General features: G+C 60.8%; 16 protein-coding genes. 8 read left to right on the top strand and 8 right to left on the bottom strand.

Translation table 11 applies throughout. The features are described from left to right. Window positions 1–80 precede the first annotated feature (80 nt). From G5306_RS12490 to malZ, 3 genes are all read left to right on the top strand, one after another. Window positions 81–497, top strand: coding sequence for an META domain-containing protein (locus tag G5306_RS12490; protein WP_107683310.1), 417 nt, complete (start codon window positions 81–83; stop codon window positions 495–497). Window positions 498–585: 88 nt separating this feature from the next. Then, entirely contained in the window at window positions 586–1416 is an 831-nt protein-coding gene (locus G5306_RS12495) for an HDOD domain-containing protein (protein WP_421312928.1), read from the top strand. Between the two features lie 5 nt (window positions 1417–1421). Then, a complete protein-coding gene (gene malZ, locus G5306_RS12500) occupies window positions 1422–3251 on the top strand; it encodes a maltodextrin glucosidase (protein WP_005356962.1) in 1830 nt (609 codons plus the stop codon). Window positions 3252–3351: 100 nt separating this feature from the next. Here malZ and G5306_RS12505 read toward each other — a convergent pair whose 3' ends face one another. Both G5306_RS12505 and G5306_RS12510 read right to left on the bottom strand, forming a co-directional pair. Then, window positions 3352–3885, bottom strand: a complete 534-nt coding sequence (locus G5306_RS12505) for an ATP--cob(I)alamin adenosyltransferase (RefSeq protein ID WP_421312929.1) — start codon at window positions 3883–3885, stop codon at window positions 3352–3354. A gap of 89 nt (window positions 3886–3974) precedes the next feature. Next, a complete protein-coding gene (locus tag G5306_RS12510) occupies window positions 3975–5117 on the bottom strand; it encodes a DUF5610 domain-containing protein (protein ID WP_421312930.1) in 1143 nt (380 codons plus the stop codon). A gap of 170 nt (window positions 5118–5287) precedes the next feature. Here G5306_RS12510 and trmA point away from each other — a divergent pair, with 170 nt between their 5' ends. Next, entirely contained in the window at window positions 5288–6421 is a 1134-nt protein-coding gene (gene trmA / locus G5306_RS12515) for a tRNA (uridine(54)-C5)-methyltransferase TrmA (RefSeq protein WP_421209209.1), read from the top strand. Window positions 6422–6488: 67 nt separating this feature from the next. On the opposite strand, the gene G5306_RS12520 is transcribed toward trmA, so the two are convergent. The 6 genes from G5306_RS12520 to G5306_RS12545 all read right to left on the bottom strand — a co-directional run bounded on the left by G5306_RS12520 (window position 6489) and on the right by G5306_RS12545 (window position 16394). Next, window positions 6489–8222 (bottom strand): methyl-accepting chemotaxis protein, encoded by a 1734-nt coding sequence (locus G5306_RS12520; protein ID WP_421312931.1) that lies wholly within the window; start codon window positions 8220–8222, stop codon window positions 6489–6491. Window positions 8223–8273: 51 nt separating this feature from the next. Further along, entirely contained in the window at window positions 8274–9284 is a 1011-nt protein-coding gene (mglC, locus tag G5306_RS12525) for a galactose/methyl galactoside ABC transporter permease MglC (RefSeq protein ID WP_005342585.1), read from the bottom strand. A gap of 16 nt (window positions 9285–9300) precedes the next feature. Further along, entirely contained in the window at window positions 9301–10821 is a 1521-nt protein-coding gene (gene mglA / locus G5306_RS12530; RefSeq protein WP_041234376.1) for a galactose/methyl galactoside ABC transporter ATP-binding protein MglA, read from the bottom strand. Between the two features lie 53 nt (window positions 10822–10874). After that, window positions 10875–11861, bottom strand: a complete 987-nt coding sequence (gene mglB / locus G5306_RS12535) for a galactose/glucose ABC transporter substrate-binding protein MglB (protein WP_005340747.1) — start codon at window positions 11859–11861, stop codon at window positions 10875–10877. A 276-nt stretch (window positions 11862–12137) separates the two neighbouring features. Beyond that, entirely contained in the window at window positions 12138–15197 is a 3060-nt protein-coding gene (locus G5306_RS12540; protein WP_421312932.1) for a beta-galactosidase, read from the bottom strand. Between the two features lie 189 nt (window positions 15198–15386). Then, window positions 15387–16394 (bottom strand): substrate-binding domain-containing protein, encoded by a 1008-nt coding sequence (locus tag G5306_RS12545; protein ID WP_088868202.1) that lies wholly within the window; start codon window positions 16392–16394, stop codon window positions 15387–15389. Between the two features lie 202 nt (window positions 16395–16596). Here G5306_RS12545 and galE point away from each other — a divergent pair, with 202 nt between their 5' ends. Genes galE through G5306_RS12565 form a run of 4 tightly spaced genes read left to right on the top strand, consistent with a single transcriptional unit; the run spans window position 16597 to window position 20845 of the window. Then, entirely contained in the window at window positions 16597–17610 is a 1014-nt protein-coding gene (gene galE / locus G5306_RS12550; RefSeq protein ID WP_421312933.1) for a UDP-glucose 4-epimerase GalE, read from the top strand. Window positions 17611–17670: 60 nt separating this feature from the next. Next, window positions 17671–18729 (top strand): UDP-glucose--hexose-1-phosphate uridylyltransferase, encoded by a 1059-nt coding sequence (locus G5306_RS12555; RefSeq protein ID WP_421312934.1) that lies wholly within the window; start codon window positions 17671–17673, stop codon window positions 18727–18729. Beyond that, entirely contained in the window at window positions 18726–19877 is a 1152-nt protein-coding gene (gene galK / locus G5306_RS12560; protein ID WP_421312935.1) for a galactokinase, read from the top strand. Before G5306_RS12555 ends, galK begins: the two co-directional genes overlap by 4 nt. Beyond that, window positions 19874–20845, top strand: coding sequence for an aldose epimerase family protein (locus G5306_RS12565; protein ID WP_421312936.1), 972 nt, complete (start codon window positions 19874–19876; stop codon window positions 20843–20845). The genes galK and G5306_RS12565 overlap by 4 nt, the downstream gene beginning before the upstream one ends. Window positions 20846–20894: the final 49 nt, after the last annotated feature.

Genomic DNA, 20894 nt, shown 5'->3' on the forward strand with positions numbered 1-20894 from the left:
GGTCGGTCGTCCCCTCTCCCGCCCTGCTCCCGACTGCCCAAAAAGGGTATTCTTGACGCTCCCCCAACCGGAGCCCCCTCATGCCCAGATTGCCCTTTTTGCTGATCCCCCTGTTACTGCTCGCTGGCTGCAGCTCGACCGCCTTTGTTCAGCAAGATCTGCAACACCACCACTGGGTACTGAGCAAACTGGATGGCGAACCGATCGAGGCCCCCCGCGACAATCCCCCTGATTTCGAGATCGGCGAGCACTTCACCGTCAACGGCATCGCCGGTTGCAACCGCTACTTCGGTCAGGGCCATCTGGAAGATGACAAGCTGTGGGTCACCAGTCTGGGCAGCACCGAAATGGCCTGCATGCCGCCGCTCGACACTATCGAACAGGCTGTACTGACCACCCTTACCGAGGGGGCGACCTTGAGCGGCACCAGTCAGAACCTGATCCTGCAGGGCAAACAGCACCGTTTGGAATACACCTTGCGCGACTGGGTGTTCTAGCGCTCACAAAGCCGCATCACAAACAGGAACATGTTGTCCGGCTGTGGCACAATATGAGGCAGAGTTCGCAACGGAGGCTGCCTCAGCCATGTCGATGGATCGCCTGTTTGACAAGATCAAACAACTCCCCACTATTCCCAAGCTGCTGCACGAGTTGATGCAGAGCTTCAACGACGAGAATGCCCGCATCGACGAGATTGCGGCCAAGATCGCCATGGATCAGGTGATCAGCGTCAAGGTGCTGCGGATGGCCAACTCGGCCGCCCTGCGCCGGGGCAACGAAGTGACTTCTATTGAACAGGCGGTGATCCGGCTCGGCTTCAACCGACTGCGCTCCGTGGTGGTCGCCTCCGGCATCATCGGCACCTTCAAGGCCCCGCCCAGCTTCGACAAGAACAAGTTCTGGACCGAGACCTTCCAGGTCGCCACCATAGCCCGGACCCTGGCGCAGGAGGCCAAGGTGCTCGACCCCGAGACCGCCTTCACCTGTGCTCTTATCCACAACATCGGCGAACTACTGATCCAGAGTACCTTGCCGGAAGAGGCGGAGCTCATCAATCTGGCGATCCAGAAGGGGAGCAGCCGGGTCGAGGCACAGCGGGAGATGCTGGGTTACGACTACGCCCAGCTCGGTGCCGAGCTGGCGCGGCGCTGGAACCTCTCCGAGGCCTTCGTCGATGCCATCTCCCAACAGCTTGACCCGCTCTCCCACGATCCGGTCAGCAAGGAGGCGGTGCTGATCCGCCTCGCCGTGTTTATCTCCTTCGCCTGGAACGCGGGCGTGCCTGCCCAGGCCATCATCGCCCGCTTCCCCAAACCGCTCGCCGACCAGTTGGGACTGAATCCCAAGTCGCTGGCAGGTCAGCTCGAAACACTGCATGAACAGGGTAATGCCCTCGCCGATCTTCTGACTCAATAAGCATCATGACACATCCGTTTCTGTTTCATCCCCAGGTGGCGCCCTGGTTCAAAGAGAGCGCCGACGCACTGCAATTGACCCTCTTTAGCGAGCTGGATGCGCCGATCCGCGAGGTGTGGCTGCGCCACGAGCCGGATAACGAGGAGTACCTGATCCCGATGACGGCAGTCTCCACCCGCGATCGGCTGCAGGTGTGGCAGGCGACACTGCCGCTCATCAAGGGACAGGATATCCACCTCTACAGCTTCAAGTGCCTCACCGACGAGGAGCAGTGGTGGCTGCACGGGGCGGGCGTCAGCGCGTCCATGCCGCCACGGGAGCAACATTTTCGCTTCAACAGCCTGCACCAGCCACCGGCCTGGGTGCAGGATCAGGTGTTCTATCAGATTTTCCCCGACCGCTTCTGCAACGGCGATCCGTCGCTGAGCGTCAAGCATCACGAGTACGAGTACCGTGGCAAGGCGGTGATCAGCAAAGCGTGGGGTGAGCCGGTCAGTCGTCATGAAGAGGGCCACGGCGCCTGCGAATTTTACGGCGGCGATCTGGCGGGCATCGATGCCAAGCTGCACTATCTGCAATCTCTCGGAGTGACGGCGCTCTACCTCAACCCCATCTTCGATTCACCGAGCAACCACAAGTACGACACCCAGGACTACTTCAAGGTGGATGCCCACCTCGGCAGCAACGAGCAGTTCGCCGAGCTGACCCGCAACCTGCACCAGCGCGGCATGAAGATCATCCTCGATGCGGTGGTCAACCACACCTCTACCGAGCACCCCTGGTTCTGCCCGCCACTGGGCGCCCAGAGCAACCCGGACTCCCCGTGGCGCAGCTTCTACACCTTTGACAAAGAAGGGGATTACGTCAGCTGGAAGGGCATTCGCAGCCTGCCCAAGCTCGACTTCTCCTGTGAGAAGGTACAGGACGCCGTCTATCGGGCTGACGATGCAATCCTTCGCTACTGGATGCGCGCCCCCTACCAGATCGACGGCTGGCGCTTCGACGTCATCCACATGCTGGGTGAGCGCGGCACCGCCGAGGGCAATCGCAGTCACGTGCGAGCCATTCGCGGGGCAGTGAAGCAGGAGAACCCGGACGCCTACGTGCTCGGCGAACACTTCTTCGAGGCGAGCCAGTGGCTGCAAGGGGATCAGGAGGACGGCGCCATGAACTACTATGGCTTCGCCCACCCGATCCGCGCCTTCCTTGCGGGGCAGGATATCGCCTACCACCCCATCAAGATCAGCGCCGAAGAGCTGGATCGCTGGCTCAAGCTGGCGCGGGCCCACATCCCGTTCAAGAACCAGCTGGCCCAGTTCAACCTGCTGGACAGCCACGATACCGCCCGTTTCCTCCACCTGCTGGGAGAGGACAAACAGCGGATGCAGCTGGCCGCCACTCTGCTGCTCACCTATATCGGTGTGCCGTCCATCTACTACGGCGATGAAGTGGGGCTCTCCGGCGGCAACGATCCGGACTGCCGCCGCTGCTTCCCGTGGGATACCACAGACTGGGATCACGTGCTGCACGACCACTATCGCCGACTGATCCAAATCCGCCGCCAGCGCCCCTCCCTGCGCCGCGGCGATATCCAGACCCTCTATGCAGGGCCCCACAGCTATGTGTTCGCCCGCACTCTGCAAAGCGATCAGGTGGTAGTGGCCTGCAACCGCCATCCGAGCGAGCCGCGCACCATCAGCCTGCCCCTGTGGCAGACCGCGAGCCCCGCCAGCCGCTTCACCGACGCCTTCAACGGCGAGAAGTTTGAAGTGGTGCAGGGCGAGGTACAGCTCACCATCCCGGCCAACTCGGCCCGGGTGCTGATCTCCAGCTGAGCGAGCAACTTACGCGCTGAAAACAAAACCGGAGCCCAAGGCGCCGGTTTTTTTTATTCCGTTCAATCCACCATGACGTCTGGCCCCTAACCAGCCGCCATCAGTAGTTGATGCTGACGTAGGGCACTTCCGGCACCTGCCAGCGCTGCTTGAGGTAGACGGTGAGCACGAAGAAGAAGTTGGCCAGCAGGTTGGCGAAGCGATAGAGAATGGGATCGAAGGCCACCCCGCTCTCTTCCAGCCTGACCAGCAGCCGCACCACCTTCTTGCTGCCGCAGCGGCACAGATGGAGGGTGGGAATGGGCTGTGGCCCCTGTGGCAGCACAAAACCGGTGACGCTGCCGCGACTCGCCTCGTTGTAGTGGTCGTAACGGGCCTTGAGCCACTCAAGGTCTGCCTCGAAGATCCCCAGCTTGCCGCGCACCGAACCGTTGAGGTTATAGATAAGGCGCTGCAACGCCGCGAGATCCGCCAGCATGGGCGCAATATCGGCATCCGGTGCAAAGTGTGACAGCACGGCACCGACCTGGCAGCAGAGTTCATCGGTGGCGATCTCGAAGTCACACTTGAGCGAGGTTTCGAAGATAAAGGGGTAGCAGAGCTCGCGCTTGTCTCTTGGCTTCTTGGGGTTCATGGGGCAACCGGATTGGAGAAAAGGCCAGTTTGCCAGCCCCGGGAAGGGCTGGCAAACGGCAGCTCATTACTTGCGTAACGCGCTGTGGCTCAGACGTTCTTACTGGCGGGCTCGGTGGAGGGCTGGAACTGGTTGATCATCCGCAGCGCCTCCAGCATCCGCTGGTTGAAGCTGGTGAAGCGATCGACCTGTGCCGGTTCCCCTTCCCCTCTCGCCGCCAACACGGCCGGGGTCAGCGCCTGTTGTTGGGATGGTGGCAGCAGGGTATCTGCCTGTTTCTGCACCTGCTCCAGCTTGGGCAGGTAGTCTGCAAACGGCTTGAGCAGATCCTGCAGGGAGTGCGCCCCCTGATAGGTCTGGCTCAGCTTGACGCTCTGCTTGAGCTTGAGGGAGTAGGAGGCCAGCTGACTGTCATCCAGTTTCAGCTCGCCCGCCTTGTCCAGCAGCTCCTCGAAGTTGCCGGAGAAGAAGTTCCCCGCCAGCTCGTCGATCCCCTTGACCAGCTTGCCGATGGACTCCATCTCCTCACTGCTGAGATCCCCCTCCAGCGAGAAGCTGAAGCTCTGGCTCGATTTGAGGCTGAACTGGCTGCCGCTCTCGCTACTCTGGGACTTGGTCTGCCAGCTGTCGTTGAAGCGCAGCACTACCTTGTCGCCATCCTTGGTCTGGATCTCCAGATAACCCTGCTGGCGACTGGCCATCTCGGCCTGTCCCATGTCGGTCGGGGAGACCTTGCCGAAGAACTCCTTCTCGAACTCCTCGAGCCCTTTCTGGATCAGCTTGTAGCTCTGATCGATACCGGTTTTGATATCGTCGTTGTCAGTCGCCCACTTGCCGAGCTGCTTCTTCGCCTCCTCAAAGCCCTTGTCGACCCCCTTGCGGGCCTGCTCCATCATCCCGGTCAGGTCGTCGTCGGATTTGCCATCGGCGCGCGCGGCACCAAGCCGCCCGGTCACGAACTGCAGCACGTTGTCCGCCACCGACTGGAAGTCGAACAGGGTCTCCGGGGTGATCTCCTCGGGCTCTTTCACCTTCGGCGCCTGATAGCCCTGGCCGTTGATCTCCAGCGAGAACTGCAACGCCTGCTGGATCAGCACCTGCGCCCACTTGGGCGGCTTGTGCAAGGAGACCGCCTCCTCGCTCTTGACCTGTTTCTGCTCCGCCTGTTGGGGCGATTTGGGAGAAACACCCACTCCCTTGGGTTGGGCTGCGCCCACTCCTTCGATCTGCATAATGTGTCCTCCCACCATGCCTGTAGATCAGCTATCGGCCTGACTGAACACTTCTTGACCACAAAATGCTGGACAATCTGCGGCTGGCTTTTAAAATCGGGCCCCTTTGGGTGGCCTGTTGCCTTCCCCCGATTTCGACCCGGCCCGGCCGGTGTGCATGTGAGGTATTTATGACCCAATCCCAACAGCCTTCCGCGAACGCTCCGGCGCCTAGAACCGCGGCCGACTATCAGGCCCAACTCGACGAAAAGCACGCTCGCCTCACCGAGCTGTTTGCCGGCTTCACCCTCCCGGCGCTGGAAGTGCACAGCTCACCGGCGGAGTACTACCGGATGCGCGCCGAATTTCGCATCTGGCACGAGGGGGACGACCTCTTCCACTGCATGTATGCCCCGGCGACCAAAGAAATTATCCGGGTCGACCACTTCCCCACTGCCAGCCGCCTCATCAACCAGCTGATGCCGCTGCTGCTGGAGGGGCTGCGTCCCCATCAGGTGCTGCGTCGCAAGCTGTTCCAGATCGACTACCTCTCCACCCAGTCCGGCCAGATCATCGTCAGCCTGCTCTATCACCGCAAGCTGGAGGCCGAATGGCAACAAGCCGCCGAAGCGCTGCAGGCCGCTCTGCGCGCCAAAGGGTTCGAGCTGCAGCTGATTGGCCGCGCCCACAAGCAGAAGATCTGTCTGGGGGATGACTTCGTCATCGAGCAGCTCAACGTGGCGGGTCGCCAGCTCACCTACAAGCAGGTGGAGAACAGCTTCACCCAGCCCAACGCCGCCATCAACGAGCAGATGCTGGCCTGGGCGCTGGATGTGACCAAAGAGAGCGAAGGGGACCTGCTGGAGCTCTATTGCGGCAACGGCAACTTCTCCATCGCGCTGGCGCAGAACTTCCGCAAGGTGCTGGCCACCGAGATCGCCAAGCCGAGCGTCGACTCCGCCCAGTTCAATATCGCCGCCAATGGCGTCGACAACCTGATCATCCTGCGCATGTCAGCCGAGGAGTTCACCATGGCGATGCGTGGCGAGCGGGAGTTCAACCGCCTCAAGGGGGTCGACCTCAAGAGCTACCAGTGCAACACCATCTTCGTCGACCCGCCCCGCGCCGGTCTCGATGATGCCACCGTCAAGCTGGTGCAGGAGTACGACAACATCCTCTACATCTCCTGCAACCCCGAGACCCTGCAGGCCAACATGGCCGTTCTGGGCGAAACCCACGAGATCGCCCGTTTCGCCCTGTTCGACCAGTTCCCCTGGACCCATCACATGGAAGCCGGGGTCTATCTGCGCCGCAAGGCCGGTTGATTCAGGCAGACAGGAAAACAACAACAGGGCCGGATGGCCCTGTTTTGTTAGTGACTGAACACCGGCCTCACTCCAACCGGAAGTGGCCCACGATCTCCCGCAGCCGGTCGTAGGTCTGCTGCATCGCCGCAGAGCTGGCGACCGTCGCTTCGCCATTGTGGGTCAGCTGGCGGATCACCTCGGCGATGGCGCTCATGTTGCGATTGATCTCTTCGGCCACCGCGCTCTGCTGCTCCGCCGCCGTGGCGATATGGCTGATGAGATCGTTGATCTCCACCACTTCTCCCGCCATCAGGTCCAGCGACTCGTTGACCCTGGTGGTGTTCTCGGCCGCCCCCTGACAGCTCTGCTTGGTATTGCCCATGGCATCCACCACAGTGCGGGTGCCTCGCTGCAGACTGGCCAGCATGGTCTGGATCTCGGCTGTGCTCTGCTGGGTGCGGGCCGCGAGGGAACGCACCTCGTCTGCCACCACCGCAAAGCCACGCCCCTGTTCACCAGCGCGGGCCGCCTCGATGGCGGCGTTGAGGGCCAGCAGGTTGGTCTGTTCGGCAATGCTGCCGATCACCCCCAGCACAGAGCCAATCTGCTGCACATCCTGCTGCATCGCCTCGATGGAGCGAGCAGTGGCTTCCACTTCGTCCACCAGCGCCATCACGCTGACCATCGCCTGATCCACCACCTGACGGGACTGGCTTGCCAGCTGCTGGCTCTGGCCGGTGAGCTGGGCAGTGCTGGCCGCACTCTCGGAGACGGAGACCGCGGTGCGGCTCATCTCGTTGATGGCGGTCACCACCTGCTCGGTCTCGCGTACATGGTCCGCCAGCAGGGACTGGGCGGCGCCGGTCTGACTGGCCAGCCCCTCGATACCGCTGTTGAGCTGGCCGCTCGCCTGTCGCACCTCCCCCATCATCTCCTGCAGCCGCTCGATAAAGCGGTTGATCCCGGCCGAGATCTGGCCCAGATCATCGGTACTGGTCACCGCCAGCCGGCGGGTGAGATCGCCACTGCCGCGAGAGAGCTCCAGCACCAGATCCCGCAGCGAGAGGATAGGGCGATAAGCCACGTTGAGTGCCAGTATGGCAAGCACCATCACCACCACGGCGACACCGAGCAGCGCCATGATGATCTGGCCGTTGAGTGCACGGGTCATCGCCTGGATGTAGTCGAGGTCGATGTAGCCAGTCAGCGTCCAGCTGCTGCCGCGAATATCCAGCTGGTTGGGGCGCGCTTCGCTCTCCCCCTGCGGCTTGCTGTTATAGAGGCTGTTGCCCTGACTGTCGGCCAGCGAGAAGTAGCGGCCATCGCCACTCATCTTCTCCAGCAGGCTTTTGAACTCGCTCATGTCGAGGTAGTAGAGATATGCGGAATCGGCACCGCGCGGCACCAGAATGGTGATGACCGGCTTGCCATCCACCTGTTGCAGCGGGCTGACGGTGATCTGGTTATTGGCGGCGGGGATCAGCTTGCGCAGCGCATCGACTTTGGCGCTGTCGTTGATGACCCCGCTCACGTCGAAGGCCATGTCGCCGATCACCTTGACGATGTTGTGAAAACCGGTCTCTTGCAGGGTCTTCTTGACGTTGGTCACCCCGAAGTTGAGGTTGGCGGCCAACAGGATTTTCTGATTGATGTCGCTGGCCAGCTTCTCTTTGACCAGGGTGATCTGTTCGTTGATGTTGTGGGTGGCCTGAGTGCGAATGTAGCCACTGATGAAGTGGTTGACGCTGAGCCCGGCGGTGCCGATGGTGACCAGAATGGCCAGTAGCAGCAAGAGGTAAATCTTGACCTTGAATGGCATGGGTTCCCTCCAGAAGAGAGGGCTGGCAGCGCCAACCCTCCCTGCCAATCGTTATTTCTTCTTGGCGTACTTCATGGAATCCAATGCCACCGCCAGAATGATGATGCCGCCCTTGATGATGAACTGCCAGTAAGGGCTGACCCCGATATAGGTCAAACCATAGTTGATCAGGGTGAAGATAAGTACGCCGGTGATCACACCCGCGACCGTTCCCACCCCGCCGGCAAACGACACGCCGCCCACCACGCACGCCGCGATGGCATCCAGCTCGTACATGAAGCCGAGGTTGTTGGTGGCGCTACCGATACGGCCTGCTTCCAGCATGCCGCCGAAGGCGTAGAAGACCCCCGCCAGCGCATAGATCATTACCAGATTGACCGCCACATTGACGCCGGAGACCTTGGCCGCCTCGGGGTTACCGCCGATGGCGAAGATGTTTTTGCCAAAGCGGGTCTTGTTCCAAAGCACCCAGACAAAGACGCTGGCGATGGCTGCATAGAAGGTGAGATAGGAGAGCTTGAATCCTCCTATCCGGATAAAGCCCTGAGCGAAGCTGGAGAAGCGGGGATCAAACCCGGCCACCGGCGAGGCCCCTACCGAGTCAAAGTAGAGGGAGTTGATACCGTAGACGATGATCATGGTGCCCAGGGTGGTAATGAACGGGGTAACGTTCAGGTAGGCCACGATCAGACCGTTGACCAGACCAATCAGCGCCCCCACCACACACACCAGCAGGATCACCGCAGGAATGGGCACCTCCCCCAGCGTCGGGAACACCTTGTTGACGTTGGTCAGCGCCTGCAACATGGTTGCCGCGATGAGTGCCGCCAGACCGACCTGACGACCGGCCGAGAGATCCGTCCCCTGAGTGATGATGATACCCGCCACCCCCAGCGCTATGATGACCCGCACCGAGGACTGGGTCAGGATGTTGCTGAAGTTGGTGAGGCTCAGGAAGGAGGGCTCCTGGATCACGATGACCATGAGCAGCACCAGCAGCACCAGATAGATGGCGTTTTCCTTGAGCGCCTGCATCAGATTGAAATTTTTAGCCGACTCCATAAATGTCTTCCTGTCTCTAGAGGTACAGAGATGCCAGGCGCAGTATCTCGCTCTGGTCAGTTTCTTTGGTATTGACGATCCCGGCGACCCGGCCGTTGCTCATGACCATGATCCGGTCGGTGATCCCCAGCAATTCCGGCATCTCTGACGAGATGATGATGATCCCTTTATCCTTCTTCGCCAGCTCCAGGATGAGCTGGTAGATTTCGAACTTGGCCCCGACGTCGATGCCGCGGGTGGGCTCGTCGAGCATCAGGATCTCCGGCTGGGTCAGCAGCCAGCGACCGATGATCACCTTCTGCTGGTTGCCCCCGGAGAGGGAACCGATCTGGGTCTGCTGGGTCGGCGTCTTGACCCGCATGGAGTCGATCACCCACTGGGTATCGCTCTTCATCTTGTTGTCGCTGAGCAGCCCCATGGAGCCCTTGTAGCTGTCCATGTTGGCGATCAGGGAGTTGAAGGCGATATCGAGCCGGGAGTAGATACCGGTGGAGCGGCGCTCTTCAGTCACCAGCGCAAAGCCGTTGCGGATCGCTTCGTGGGCATTGTGGTTGGCCACCTCTTTGCCATGCAACTTGATGCTGCCCTGACTGCGATCGCGAATACCGAACAGGGTCTCGACGATATCGGTGCGCTTGGCCCCGACCAGTCCGGCGATGCCGAGGATCTCCCCCTTGTGCAGGTTGAAGGTCACATCCTGAATGGAGGGCTGGTTTTTCGCCGTCAGGTGTTCGATCTCGAGGATCACCTCTTTCGGCTGGTTGGTCTTTTCCGGGAAACGCTGGGTCAGTTCACGGCCGACCATCATGCCGATGATCTGATCCATGGTCATGCCCTTGAGCGGCTGGGTTGCCACCCACTGGCCATCCCGCAATATGGTGATCTCGTCACAGAGCTGGAAGATCTCCTCCATCTTGTGAGAGATGTAGACGATGCCGCACCCCTTCTCCTTCAACTTGTTGATGATCTTGAAGAGGTGATTCACCTCTTTCTCGGTCAGGGAGGAGGTGGGTTCGTCCATGATGACGATCTTGGCATCGTAGGAGAACGCCTTGGCGATCTCGATCATCTGCATCTGGGAGACCGACAGGGTCGCGACCTTCACCTTGGGGTCGATGTCGATATCCAGCTCATCGAAGATGCGCTTGGTGTCGTCATACATCTTGCCGTGGTCGATAAACCACCCCTTGGTGGGGTAGCGGCCGAGCCACATGTTGTCCATCACGGTACGCTGCAACACCAGGTTGAGCTCCTGATGTACCATGGAGACGCCATTTTCCAGCGCCTCTTTGGAGGAGGTGAAGTTGATCTCCTGCCCCTTGAAGAAGATCTTGCCCTGATCCTTCTCGTAAATACCGAACAGGCACTTGAGCAGTGTGGATTTTCCCGCTCCGTTCTCGCCCATCAACGCATGCACAGAATGAGGACGGACCCGTAAATTGACATTATCGAGTGCCTTGACGCCGGGAAAGCTCTTACTGACGTCAATCATCTCCAACAGCCATTCTGATTGTTGCTGTGTTGTCATATCAGCCATCACATCTGGTTGAAAAAAGGGCAAGGGGATCTCCCTTGCCCTGAAGGAGGGAATTACTCGAATTGGGACAGGTTGTCTTTATCCACACCGACGTAGGCAACACGTACTACCTTGTCGACGATATTCCACTTGGTGCCTTCACCGGCCGGTTTGCCTTCAGCCAGGTTCTTGGTCAGCTCGAAGGTAGCTTTGGCCTGATTGGCCGCATCGTTCAGCACGGTACCCGCCATGGCACCGCTCTTGACCATGGCCAGCGCTTCCGGCAGCGCATCGACGCCGAATACCGGAATGGCAGTCTTGCCCTGGGCTTTCAGTGACTCGACTGCACCCATTGCCATGCCGTCGTTGTTGGCGATGACCACTTCGATCTTGTTGGCGTTGGGGCCGGAGATCCAGGCGTCCATCTTGTCTTTCGCCATGGCGGTATCCCACATACCGGTATCCATGTGCAGTTGTTCAGTCTTGACGCCGCCATCGTTCAGGGTCTTGACCACGTAGGAGGTGCGCGCTTCGGCATCCGGGTGGCCCGGCTCCCCTTTCAGCAACACGAACTGGATCACGCCATCCTTGTTCAGATCCCACTCCGGATGAGCTTTCCAGTGTTTGGCAATCAGCTGACCCTGGATGATCCCTGACTCCTTGGAGTCGGTGCCCACGTAGTAGGCCTTGTCGTAGCTGGCCAGATCGGTAGCGCTTGGCTCCTTGTTGTAGAAGACCACCGGGATATCTTCGCCACGGGCTTTCTCAATCACCACCGGTGCCGCAGCCGGGTCAACCAGGTTGATGGCCAGCGCCTTCACCCCTTTGGCCAGCAGCACGTCGATCTGGTCGTTCTGCTTGGACTGGTCGTTCTGGGAGTCGTTCATCAGCAGTTCCACCCCCGGAGTGGCTGCCGCCTCCTTCTCGATGGCCTTGCGCACGACCGCCATGAAGTTGTCGTCGTACTTGTAGACGGTTACCCCGATACGGGTGTCAGCCTGGGCATTGGCTCCAGCCATCATGCCCATCAGCAGGGCGGCAACTGTGGTCAGTTTTTTCATTATGTGTGCTCCGATGTGTCTATCTGTGTTGTAGGGTGGCGAGCAATTGAGCAAGCGCCAATCAATGTAATCAGTTTGTTGTCATTTCTTCTGTGATCATGACGACAAAATGAAAACGATTACACTCTGTTACATTGAAACTTTGTTTTTATTTTTCAAATACATATAAATTTAAATCAGATTTGAGACTCAATCTTTCCCACAGCATTGAGGCTAGTCGTTACTGGTCTGTTGTCAAAATGGCGCACTGGCCAGGCAGTCCCCTCCATAGCTGGATTAGCGGAGAGTGCAGCCCCAACGGTAACGACGCTCAAGCAGTTGATACTCGGGACGCACGCTCTGGCTCCAGGAGTCATCCCCGCCCACCCCCATGTGGGCGCCATCGAGACAGACCCACAGCCCCTCTTCGGCCACCAGATCGCTCTGGTGACGAGCAGCGGCCAGCTGTTGCTGACTGAAGCGGCTGGCACTGAAATGGAAACTGCCGTTCACCGTCGTGCTACCCAGCTGCAACTGGCGGCTATCGCAACGCAAGCCGTTGTCGCTCGGGAAGATGTAAGGGGTGTGCATGGCCTCCAGCGGCAGGCTCCAGCGCCCCAGATCGGCGCCCAGCAGGCGATCCGGATAGTTTTCGTGCGGGCCACGCCCCAGCCATTCGGCTCGCGCCGGTACCTCGGCCAGATGAAGCAGCAGGCCAATCCGCGGCAGCGACGGCAGAACCTGCGCCAGCTCGGTTTCTATCTCCAGGCTCATGGCACCATCGTCGGTAAAGTGGTGATGCCAGTGACTCACCAGCAGCAGCTCATCGTGGTGGAAGTAGCCATGACTGACCCGGATATCCCCTCCGGCGACCGTGATCCCCAAACAGCGGTGCAGCCACTGACCGAGACCACAGCCCTGCCAGCGAGCAATCCAGGAGTTGGGGTCGGCGTGATCCGCTTCGCTGGTGCCAATGTCGTTGTCGAGCGGTGCGCGATAGAAGTGATCAATGATCGGCGCCAGCAACTGCTCCTGCCCCGATTTTTGCCAACTGGTGATGCGACCGCTCAGCTTGTCGAGCCGCCACTGACTGTTTGCGGCGGTGATCCGCCAGCTATCCGGCTGCTCGCTCAGGGTGGCGGCAGCGACCGGCGCTGGCAGGGCAAGGGGAGTCGGCAGAGTGAACTGCTGACGGGCGACCTTGTGATCTGCCTGCGACCAGAGGGTGGCCTGCGGCTGAACGATGGCCAGATCGAGCCAGGCCAGTGAGCCTGCCGCAAAGGTGGGCAACGCCTCGCTCAGGGTCAACTCGACCACCCCCTGTGGCGCCAGCTCAAGGGAGAACTCCCCCTGCTGCTGCACATGGCCGTTCTCACACAGCTGCCAGCAAAGCCGCTCGTTGTCGGTTTCCCGAAACAGGTATTCGCTCTCGATCCTCACCCGCAGCGGGGTGTGCTCAAGCAGAGTGAAGCGGAACGGCTGCTGGGCCCGCTTTGCCTCGAACAGGGCAGGATGGGGGGTGCGATCCGGGAACAGCAGACCGTTGCAGCAGAACTGGCGATCGTTTTGCACATCACCGAAGTCGCCGCCGTAGCCCCAGTAGTGGCGACCATCGGCGGTGTATTTGTCGAGCCCCTGATCGACCCAATCCCAGACAAACCCGCCTTGCAGGCGTGGATGATCGCGAAACGCCTGCCAGTAGTGGGCGTAGCCCCCCAGGCTGTTGCCCATGGCGTGGGCATATTCGCAGAGGATCAGCGGCCGGTGCTCGCCGGGCAGGCCGATCCACTTGGCCAGCGCCCACTTGGGCACCGCCGGGAAGGGCTGATCCTGATGGGTTCTGGCATACATGGGGCAGATGATGTCGGTCGCCGGGGTATCTGCCCCCCCCCCCTCGTACTGCACCGGACGGCTCGGGTCGCTGCGCTTGATCCAGCCATACATGGCATCGTGGGCCGGGCCGTAACCCGACTCGTTGCCGAGCGACCAGATGATGATGGAGGGGTGGTTGAAATCCCGCGCCACCATGCGGGTAGCCCGCTCCAGAAAGGCGTTGCTCCAGGCGGGATCCCGCGCCAGCCGCCCCATGGGGGTCATGCCGTGGGTCTCCAGATTCGCCTCGTCCACCACATAGAGACCGAGTCGATCGCAGAGGCGATAGAAGTCGGGGTGGTTGGGATAGTGGGAACAGCGCACCGCATTGAAGTTGTGCCGCTTCATCAGCAGCAGATCCCGCTCCATGGTGGCGCGATCGATGGCATAACCCTTGGCGGGATGGTGTTCATGACGGTTGGCACCACGAATAAGCAGCGGCTGACCGTTGACCCGCAGCAGGCCACCACGGATCTCCACTACCCGAAAGCCCACATCGCACGCCTCGCTCTCGATGGCTTTGCCCTGCTCGTCCAGCAGGGTAAGGGTCAGGCGATAGAGATGGGGCGTCTCGGTGCTCCACTTGTGCGGTGCAGCCACGTCGAGCCACAGCTCGGCATGATCGTCATACGCCCCTTTCTCATCAATGGCTTGGGTGCCTATCGGCTGGCGCAGGGTCGCGACCCGCTCGCCGCCGTCATAGAGATTGGCCTCCACCGACAGACCGGCCCCATTGGCGACCTGCAGGACAATCTTGAGACGGCCATCCCGATAGCAGGCATCCAGCTCGGGGGTCACCCGCATATCCATAAGATAACGGGACGGTTTGTGCAGCAGGCTGACGGAGCGGAAAATCCCCGACAGCCACCACATATCCTGATCTTCCAGATAGGAGCCATCGGACCAGCGCAGCACCAGCACCGCCAGCCGGTTGCGACCGGCTTGCAGATAAGGAGTCAGATCGAATTCGGCGGGCAGCCGGCTGTCCTGGGAGTAGCCGACCCAGCGGCCGTTGCAGAAGAGATAGAAGGCACTGCTCACCCCGTCAAAGATGATCCGGCTCTGGCCGCTGGCCAGCCAGTCGGCGGGCAGCTCGAACTCGCGGGAGTAGCAGCCAGTAGGATTGTCTGCCGGCACTCGCGGTGGATCGCAGGGAAAGGGGTACTTGATATTGGTGTAGATGGGGCCATCGGTGAGCGGCCGCTCAGCTGGATAGGCGGCATCCAGCTGCCAGTTGCCCGGCACTGTAATGGGGCAAGCATCCACCAGATCCTGCGCCAGCCAGCTCTCGGGCACCAATTCGGGAGCGGCAAAGAAGGAGACGCGCCACTCGCCATCGAGCAAGAGACGGGAGGAAGAGGCCAGATCACCCCTGGCATCCGCTTCGCTGCGCCAGCTGAACATGGGGGTATGGGCTGCCAGCCGGTTTACCGATGTAATGGCCTGAGTCTGCCAATCCTGACGCGCCACTATCTCCCTGAGCATTCACTCTCTCCCTGCTGATTGGAAAACGTATTCAGTCTAGAGAAGTATGACGCAGGGAACGGCGATCTCGCTCACACAGATGTAAACGATTACACTGATTTTGTTAAGTAAAGCGGAGTAAAAATGATTAAAAATAGGTAAAACAATAACTGTGCAAGAAACGGCCCCGAACAGGGCCGCAAAAGGGGGCTATCCGGCCCGAACCGGTGCCACCGAGTGGCGATTGATCAGGGTGGGGGTATAGATCCGGCTCTGGGTCGCGTCACTCTCCCCCGCCGCCAGCTGAATGGCCAGCTTGGCCGCCTGGGCCGCCATCAGCTCGATGGGATAGCGCATGGTGGAGAGCTTGGGGCGCAAATATCTGGCATAGATGATGTCATCGAAGCCCACTACCGAGACCTCCTCCGGCACTCGCAGGCCGTTATCCGCCAGCACTGAGATGGCGCCCGCCGCCATGGCATCGTTATAGGCTACCACGGCGGTCACCTTGAGCCCCTTGGCCAGCAGGTTGAGCATGGCGCGCTCGCCCCCCTCCTCGTTCGGCGTGCCGCTCTCGATAAGCTCGGGATCGGCTGCCAGACCCGCTTCCATCAATCCATCCTGATAACCCTGCAGGCGCAAGGTGGCATCCTCAATGGCGTGATCCGAGCTGATAAAGGCAATATGGCGGTGACCCAGTTCGATCAGGTGGCGAGTTGCCGTAGCCGCACCCAGCCGATTGTTGAGGGCGATGCAGCGCCCCTTGAGGGCAGGAATATCGCGGTTGATCAACACCATGCCGGGCACCCGCATGGCGTAATCGCACAGTTCCTCGTCGCTCAGCGCCTTGCTGTGCACCACCAGCGCCTCGCAACGCTTGCCGATCAGCAGCTCGATCGCTTCACGCTCCTGACGCGCCTTGTGAAAACCGTTACCCATCAGCAGGTGAAGGTTCTGCTCGACGGCGATGCCGGAGACCCCCTTCACCAGTGCGCCGAAGAAGGGATCCGCCACGTCACCGACCACTACCCCCATGGTGTCGCAGGTCTGGCTGACCAGTGCCCGCGCGTTGGCGTTGGGGGTGTAGCCCAGTTCGGCCATGGCCTTCTGCACCACTTCGCGAGATGCGGCGCTGGCCTTGGGGGAGTTGTTCATCACCCGTGAAACCGTTGCCACCGACACATTGGCCAAACGGGCGACATCCTTGATGGTGCTCATGCTGTTTTCACTTCTTTCACTGTGCGATAGAGCGCCATTATACCCAGCAAACCCATTGAAAACAGGGGTGAAACGTATATCTGCCGTCAGGATAATCACAAAAACAGTGTAATCGTTTACACTGTTTTGCAAGCAAGCTCACAGTTTGGTCGCCACACCCTCGGCTAGACTCCTTCCAGACACTTTTTCAGTGGAGAGCAAGATGAACGTTCTGGTCACCGGCGGCTGCGGATATATCGGCAGCCACACCTCTCTGGCCCTGCAAGCGGCAGGTATGAATCCCGTGGTGGTCGACAACCTCGGCAACAGCAAGCGCAGCGTGTTGACTCGAGTCGCCGCTATCAGCGGCCAGCAACCCGTGTTCTATCAAGGGGATATTCGCGATGCCGCCCTGCTGGACCGGATCTTCGCCGAGCAGCAGATCGACGCAGTAATCCACTTTGCCGCCCTCAAGGCGGTCGGCGAGTCGACCCGCATTCCACTGGATTACTACGAGAACAACCTCGGCGGCACCCTCACCCTGCTGCAGGCGATGAAACGGGCCGGGGTGCACAATCTGGTGTTCAGCTCCTCGGCGACCGTCTACGGCGATCCCGCCAGTCTGCCGATCCGTGAGGATTTCCCCCGCAGCGCTACCAACCCCTACGGTCGCTCCAAGCTGATCATCGAGGAGATCCTCGAGGATCTGCAGCTGGCCGAGCCGCACTGGAGCATGATCCTGCTGCGCTACTTCAACCCGGTCGGCGCCCACGAGTCGGGCACTATGGGGGAAGATCCACAAGGCATTCCCAACAATCTGATGCCCTATATCACTCAGGTCGCCATCGGCCGTCGCGACTGCCTCTCGGTCTTTGGAAACGATTACCCCACCCCGGACGGCACCGGTGTGCGCGACTACATCCACGTGATGGATCTCGCCGAAGGGCATGTCAAGGCGCTGCAACACTGCGCCGGCAAGGGTGGCGTGCACACCTACAACCTGGGCACCGGCCAGGGCCAGAGCGTGTTGCAGCTGGTCGCCGCTTTCTCTGCTGCCTGTGGCAAGCCGCTGCCATTTCGCATCGAGCCGCGTCGCCCGGGCGATATCGCCGCCTGCTGGGCCGATCCGGCCAAGGCGCAGCGTGAACTGGGCTGGCAGGCGACCCGCAACATCGACGCCATGTGCGCCGACAGCTGGCGCTGGCAATCTGCCAACCCGAACGGTTACGAGGAGTAGGCCAGCCTGCTCACCGTTAATAAACGACTTTATTTTTCAATACCTTATTCAGGAGAGATGATGTTCAACCCCGTCGATCATCCCCATCGCCGCTTCAACCCGCTGACCGGCCAGTATGTGCTGGTCTCCCCCCACCGGGCCAAACGCCCCTGGCAGGGACAGGTGGAGAAGGTGAGTCAGGCCCCCAAGCAGGCCCACGATCCCGACTGCTTCCTCTGCGCCGGCAACACCCGGGTCACTGGCGACATCAACCCCGACTACAAGGGCACCTTCGTTTTTACCAACGACTTCGCCGCCCTGATGCAGGATACCCCGGCCGCCGAGAGCGCCAGCGATCCCCTGCTGAAACTGGAAGCCGCCCGCGGCACCAGCCGGGTCATCTGCTTCTCGCCGGATCACGGCAAGACCCTGCCCGAGCTGCCGCTGCCCGCCATCGAAGGGGTGATCACCACCTGGATGGATCAGGTCGCCGAACTGTCGGCCCAGTGGGAGTGGGTGCAGGTATTTGAAAACAAAGGGGCCGTCATGGGCTGCTCCAACCCGCACCCCCACGGCCAGATCTGGGGCAGCGACTTCCTGCCCAACGAGATCGCCCGCGAAGAGCAGCACCAGCGCGACTGGCTGGCCGAGCATGGCCGCCCCATGCTGCTGGAGTATGTGGAGCGGGAGCTGGCGGATCGCTCGCGCATCGTGGTGGAGACCGAGCACTGGCTCGCCGTCGTCCCCTTCTGGGCCGCCTGGCCGTTCGAAACCCTGCTGCTGCCCAAGGCGCACGTCCCCTCCATGCTCAACCTGACCCAGGCCCAGCAACAGGATCTGGCGGTGGCGCTCAAGGAGCTCACCAGCCGCTACGACAACCTGTTCGAGTGCAGCTTCCCCTACTCCATGGGCTGGCACTTTGCACCGCCCAAATCGGATTGCCCCGAGGCGTGGCAGTTGCATGCCCACTTCTATCCGCCGCTGCTGCGCTCCGCCACCGTGCGCAAATTTATGGTCGGCTTCGAGATGCTGGCCGAAACCCAGCGTGACCTTACACCCGAGCAGGCCGCCGAGCGACTGCGCGCCCTGAGCCCCATTCACTACACCCAGACCAGCCACACCAATGAGGAGGCCCTATGACCCCCAGCCAACGCGTCAGCGCCGTTTTTACCGAGCAATTTGCCAAAGCGCCCGATCTGCTGGTGCGCGCCCCCGGCCGCGTCAACCTCATCGGTGAACATACCGACTACAACGACGGCTTCGTGCTGCCCTGCGCCATCGACTATGAGACCTGCGTTGCCATCGGCCTGCGCGATGACAGGCAAGTACAGGTGATCGCCGCCGACTACGACAACCAGCGCGACCAGTTCGACCTCGACCAGCCCATCGAGCACCACCCCAGCCAGCGCTGGAGCGACTACATCCGCGGCGTGGTGAAATATCTGCAAGAACGTGGTTATGCACTGCGCGGCCTCGATCTGGTGGTCTCCGGCAACGTGCCGCAGGGTGCTGGTCTCTCCTCCTCCGCCTCGCTGGAAGTGGCCATCGGCCAGGCATTCAAAGAGGCGTTGGGGCTCGACATCAGCCAGGCCGAGATCGCCCTCAATGGCCAGCAGGCGGAGAACAAGTTCGTCGGCTGCAACTGCGGCATCATGGATCAGATGATCTCCGCCAGCGGCAAAACGGATCATGCCCTGCTGCTCGACTGCCGCTCGCTGGAGACTCGCCTCATCCCCATGCCTGCGGATCTGGCGGTGCTGATCGTCAACTCCAATGTGCGTCGCGGTCTGGTGGACAGCGAATACAACACCCGCCGCCAGCAGTGTGAAGCGGCCGCCCATCACTACGGAGTCAAGGCGCTGCGCGACCTCGATCTGGCCGGACTGGAAGCGGGCAAGGCCGGGCTGGATGATGCTTGCTATCGTCGTGCCCGCCACATCGTCGGTGAAAACGCCCGCACCCTGGCGGCGGCCGATGCACTGGCGAGCCACGATCTGACCCGACTCGGCGAGCTGATGGCCGAATCACACGCCGCCATGCGCGATGATTTCGAGATCACAGTGCCCGCCATCGACGGTCTGGTGGAGATCATCAAGGCCAAGATCGGCACAGATGGCGGCGTGCGGATGACCGGTGGCGGCTTCGGCGGCTGCGTGGTCGCCCTGTTGCGCCCGGAGAAAGTGGCCGAGGTGATTGCCGCCGTCGAGGCAGAGTATCCGGCCCTCTCCGGCCTCAAAGCCGACTGCTACGTCTGCCGCGCCAGCGCCGGTGCAGGGGGCATCGCATGAAAGAGTTCCATCTGCAGAATGCAGCCGGCCTGCGGTTGAGCGTACTCGATTTCGGGGCAACGCTCACCGCCCTCGAGATCCCGGTCAATGGCATCTATCGCAATGTGCTGCTGGCTTGTGATCCGCTGGATTACCCCAATCAACGCTCTTATTTGGGGGCGATAGTAGGACGTTTTGCCAATCGTATCGGCAACGCCCGCCTAGAGCGAGCAGGGCAAGAGTGGCAACTAGACGCCAACGAGGGCACCACCTGCCTGCACGGGGGCAGTGACTCTCTGCACAACCGGGAGTGGCAACTGGACGGGCTGGCGGAAGATCGCATCCGTCTGCAAACTCGGCTGGCCGATGGCGAACAGGGTTTCCCTGGTAATCTGGACGTCACCGTAGAATACCGGCTGGAGCAGACCGATCTAGTGATCGAGCTGAGCGCCACCACAGATGCTCCGACCCCGGTCAATTTCACCAGCCATGCCTATTTCAACCTGGATGGTGGTGATGTGCGTGATCACCACATCATCATTAATGCAGACCGCTATCTGCCAACCGATGAACACTCGCTGCCGCTTGGTATTGCGCCGGTCGAAGGAGTATTCGATCTACGCCATGGCAAGCGGGTCGGAGAACAGTGGATGGCCCATGCGCAGCAAAAAAAATGTCTGGGATTCGACCACTGTTTCTTGTTTGTTGATGCCTCGCCCTCACCACAAGCCACCCTGATGGCAGGGGATGGCAGCCTGTGTATGGAGATGTACACCAATCAGCCAGGCGTCCAGCTCTACACCGGCAACTGGTTGGCTGGCACCCCAAAACGCGGGGGGGGACATTGGGGCAACTATCAGGGGCTCTGCCTGGAAGCACAGCAAGTGCCAGATAGTCCGAACCGTCCAGAATTAGGTAACCCATGGTTGGAGCCAGGAGAACGCTATCAGCACATAACCCGTTATCGGCTCATTCCGGTTATGGCTTGACCCACTGAAGGGGCGCGTCAAGGCGCCCCTTTGTCGCATCTCTCCCGCC

Origin of the sequence: Aeromonas sp. 603404 (genome assembly GCF_049171775.1) — a bacterium.
Taxonomy (GTDB): Bacteria; Pseudomonadota; Gammaproteobacteria; order Enterobacterales; family Aeromonadaceae; genus Aeromonas; species Aeromonas veronii_A.

Coding starts and splice junctions, on each gene's coding strand:
- G5306_RS12490 (WP_107683310.1), top strand. CDS start 81: ATGCCCAGATTGCCCTTTTTGCTGATCCCCCTGTTACTGCTCGCTGGC.
- G5306_RS12495 (WP_421312928.1), top strand. CDS start 586: ATGTCGATGGATCGCCTGTTTGACAAGATCAAACAACTCCCCACTATT.
- malZ (WP_005356962.1), top strand. CDS start 1,422: ATGACACATCCGTTTCTGTTTCATCCCCAGGTGGCGCCCTGGTTCAAA.
- G5306_RS12505 (WP_421312929.1), bottom strand. CDS start 3,885: ATGAACCCCAAGAAGCCAAGAGACAAGCGCGAGCTCTGCTACCCCTTT.
- G5306_RS12510 (WP_421312930.1), bottom strand. CDS start 5,117: ATGCAGATCGAAGGAGTGGGCGCAGCCCAACCCAAGGGAGTGGGTGTT.
- trmA (WP_421209209.1), top strand. CDS start 5,288: ATGACCCAATCCCAACAGCCTTCCGCGAACGCTCCGGCGCCTAGAACC.
- G5306_RS12520 (WP_421312931.1), bottom strand. CDS start 8,222: ATGCCATTCAAGGTCAAGATTTACCTCTTGCTGCTACTGGCCATTCTG.
- mglC (WP_005342585.1), bottom strand. CDS start 9,284: ATGGAGTCGGCTAAAAATTTCAATCTGATGCAGGCGCTCAAGGAAAAC.
- mglA (WP_041234376.1), bottom strand. CDS start 10,821: ATGGCTGATATGACAACACAGCAACAATCAGAATGGCTGTTGGAGATG.
- mglB (WP_005340747.1), bottom strand. CDS start 11,861: ATGAAAAAACTGACCACAGTTGCCGCCCTGCTGATGGGCATGATGGCT.
- G5306_RS12540 (WP_421312932.1), bottom strand. CDS start 15,197: ATGCTCAGGGAGATAGTGGCGCGTCAGGATTGGCAGACTCAGGCCATT.
- G5306_RS12545 (WP_088868202.1), bottom strand. CDS start 16,394: ATGAGCACCATCAAGGATGTCGCCCGTTTGGCCAATGTGTCGGTGGCA.
- galE (WP_421312933.1), top strand. CDS start 16,597: ATGAACGTTCTGGTCACCGGCGGCTGCGGATATATCGGCAGCCACACC.
- G5306_RS12555 (WP_421312934.1), top strand. CDS start 17,671: ATGTTCAACCCCGTCGATCATCCCCATCGCCGCTTCAACCCGCTGACC.
- galK (WP_421312935.1), top strand. CDS start 18,726: ATGACCCCCAGCCAACGCGTCAGCGCCGTTTTTACCGAGCAATTTGCC.
- G5306_RS12565 (WP_421312936.1), top strand. CDS start 19,874: ATGAAAGAGTTCCATCTGCAGAATGCAGCCGGCCTGCGGTTGAGCGTA.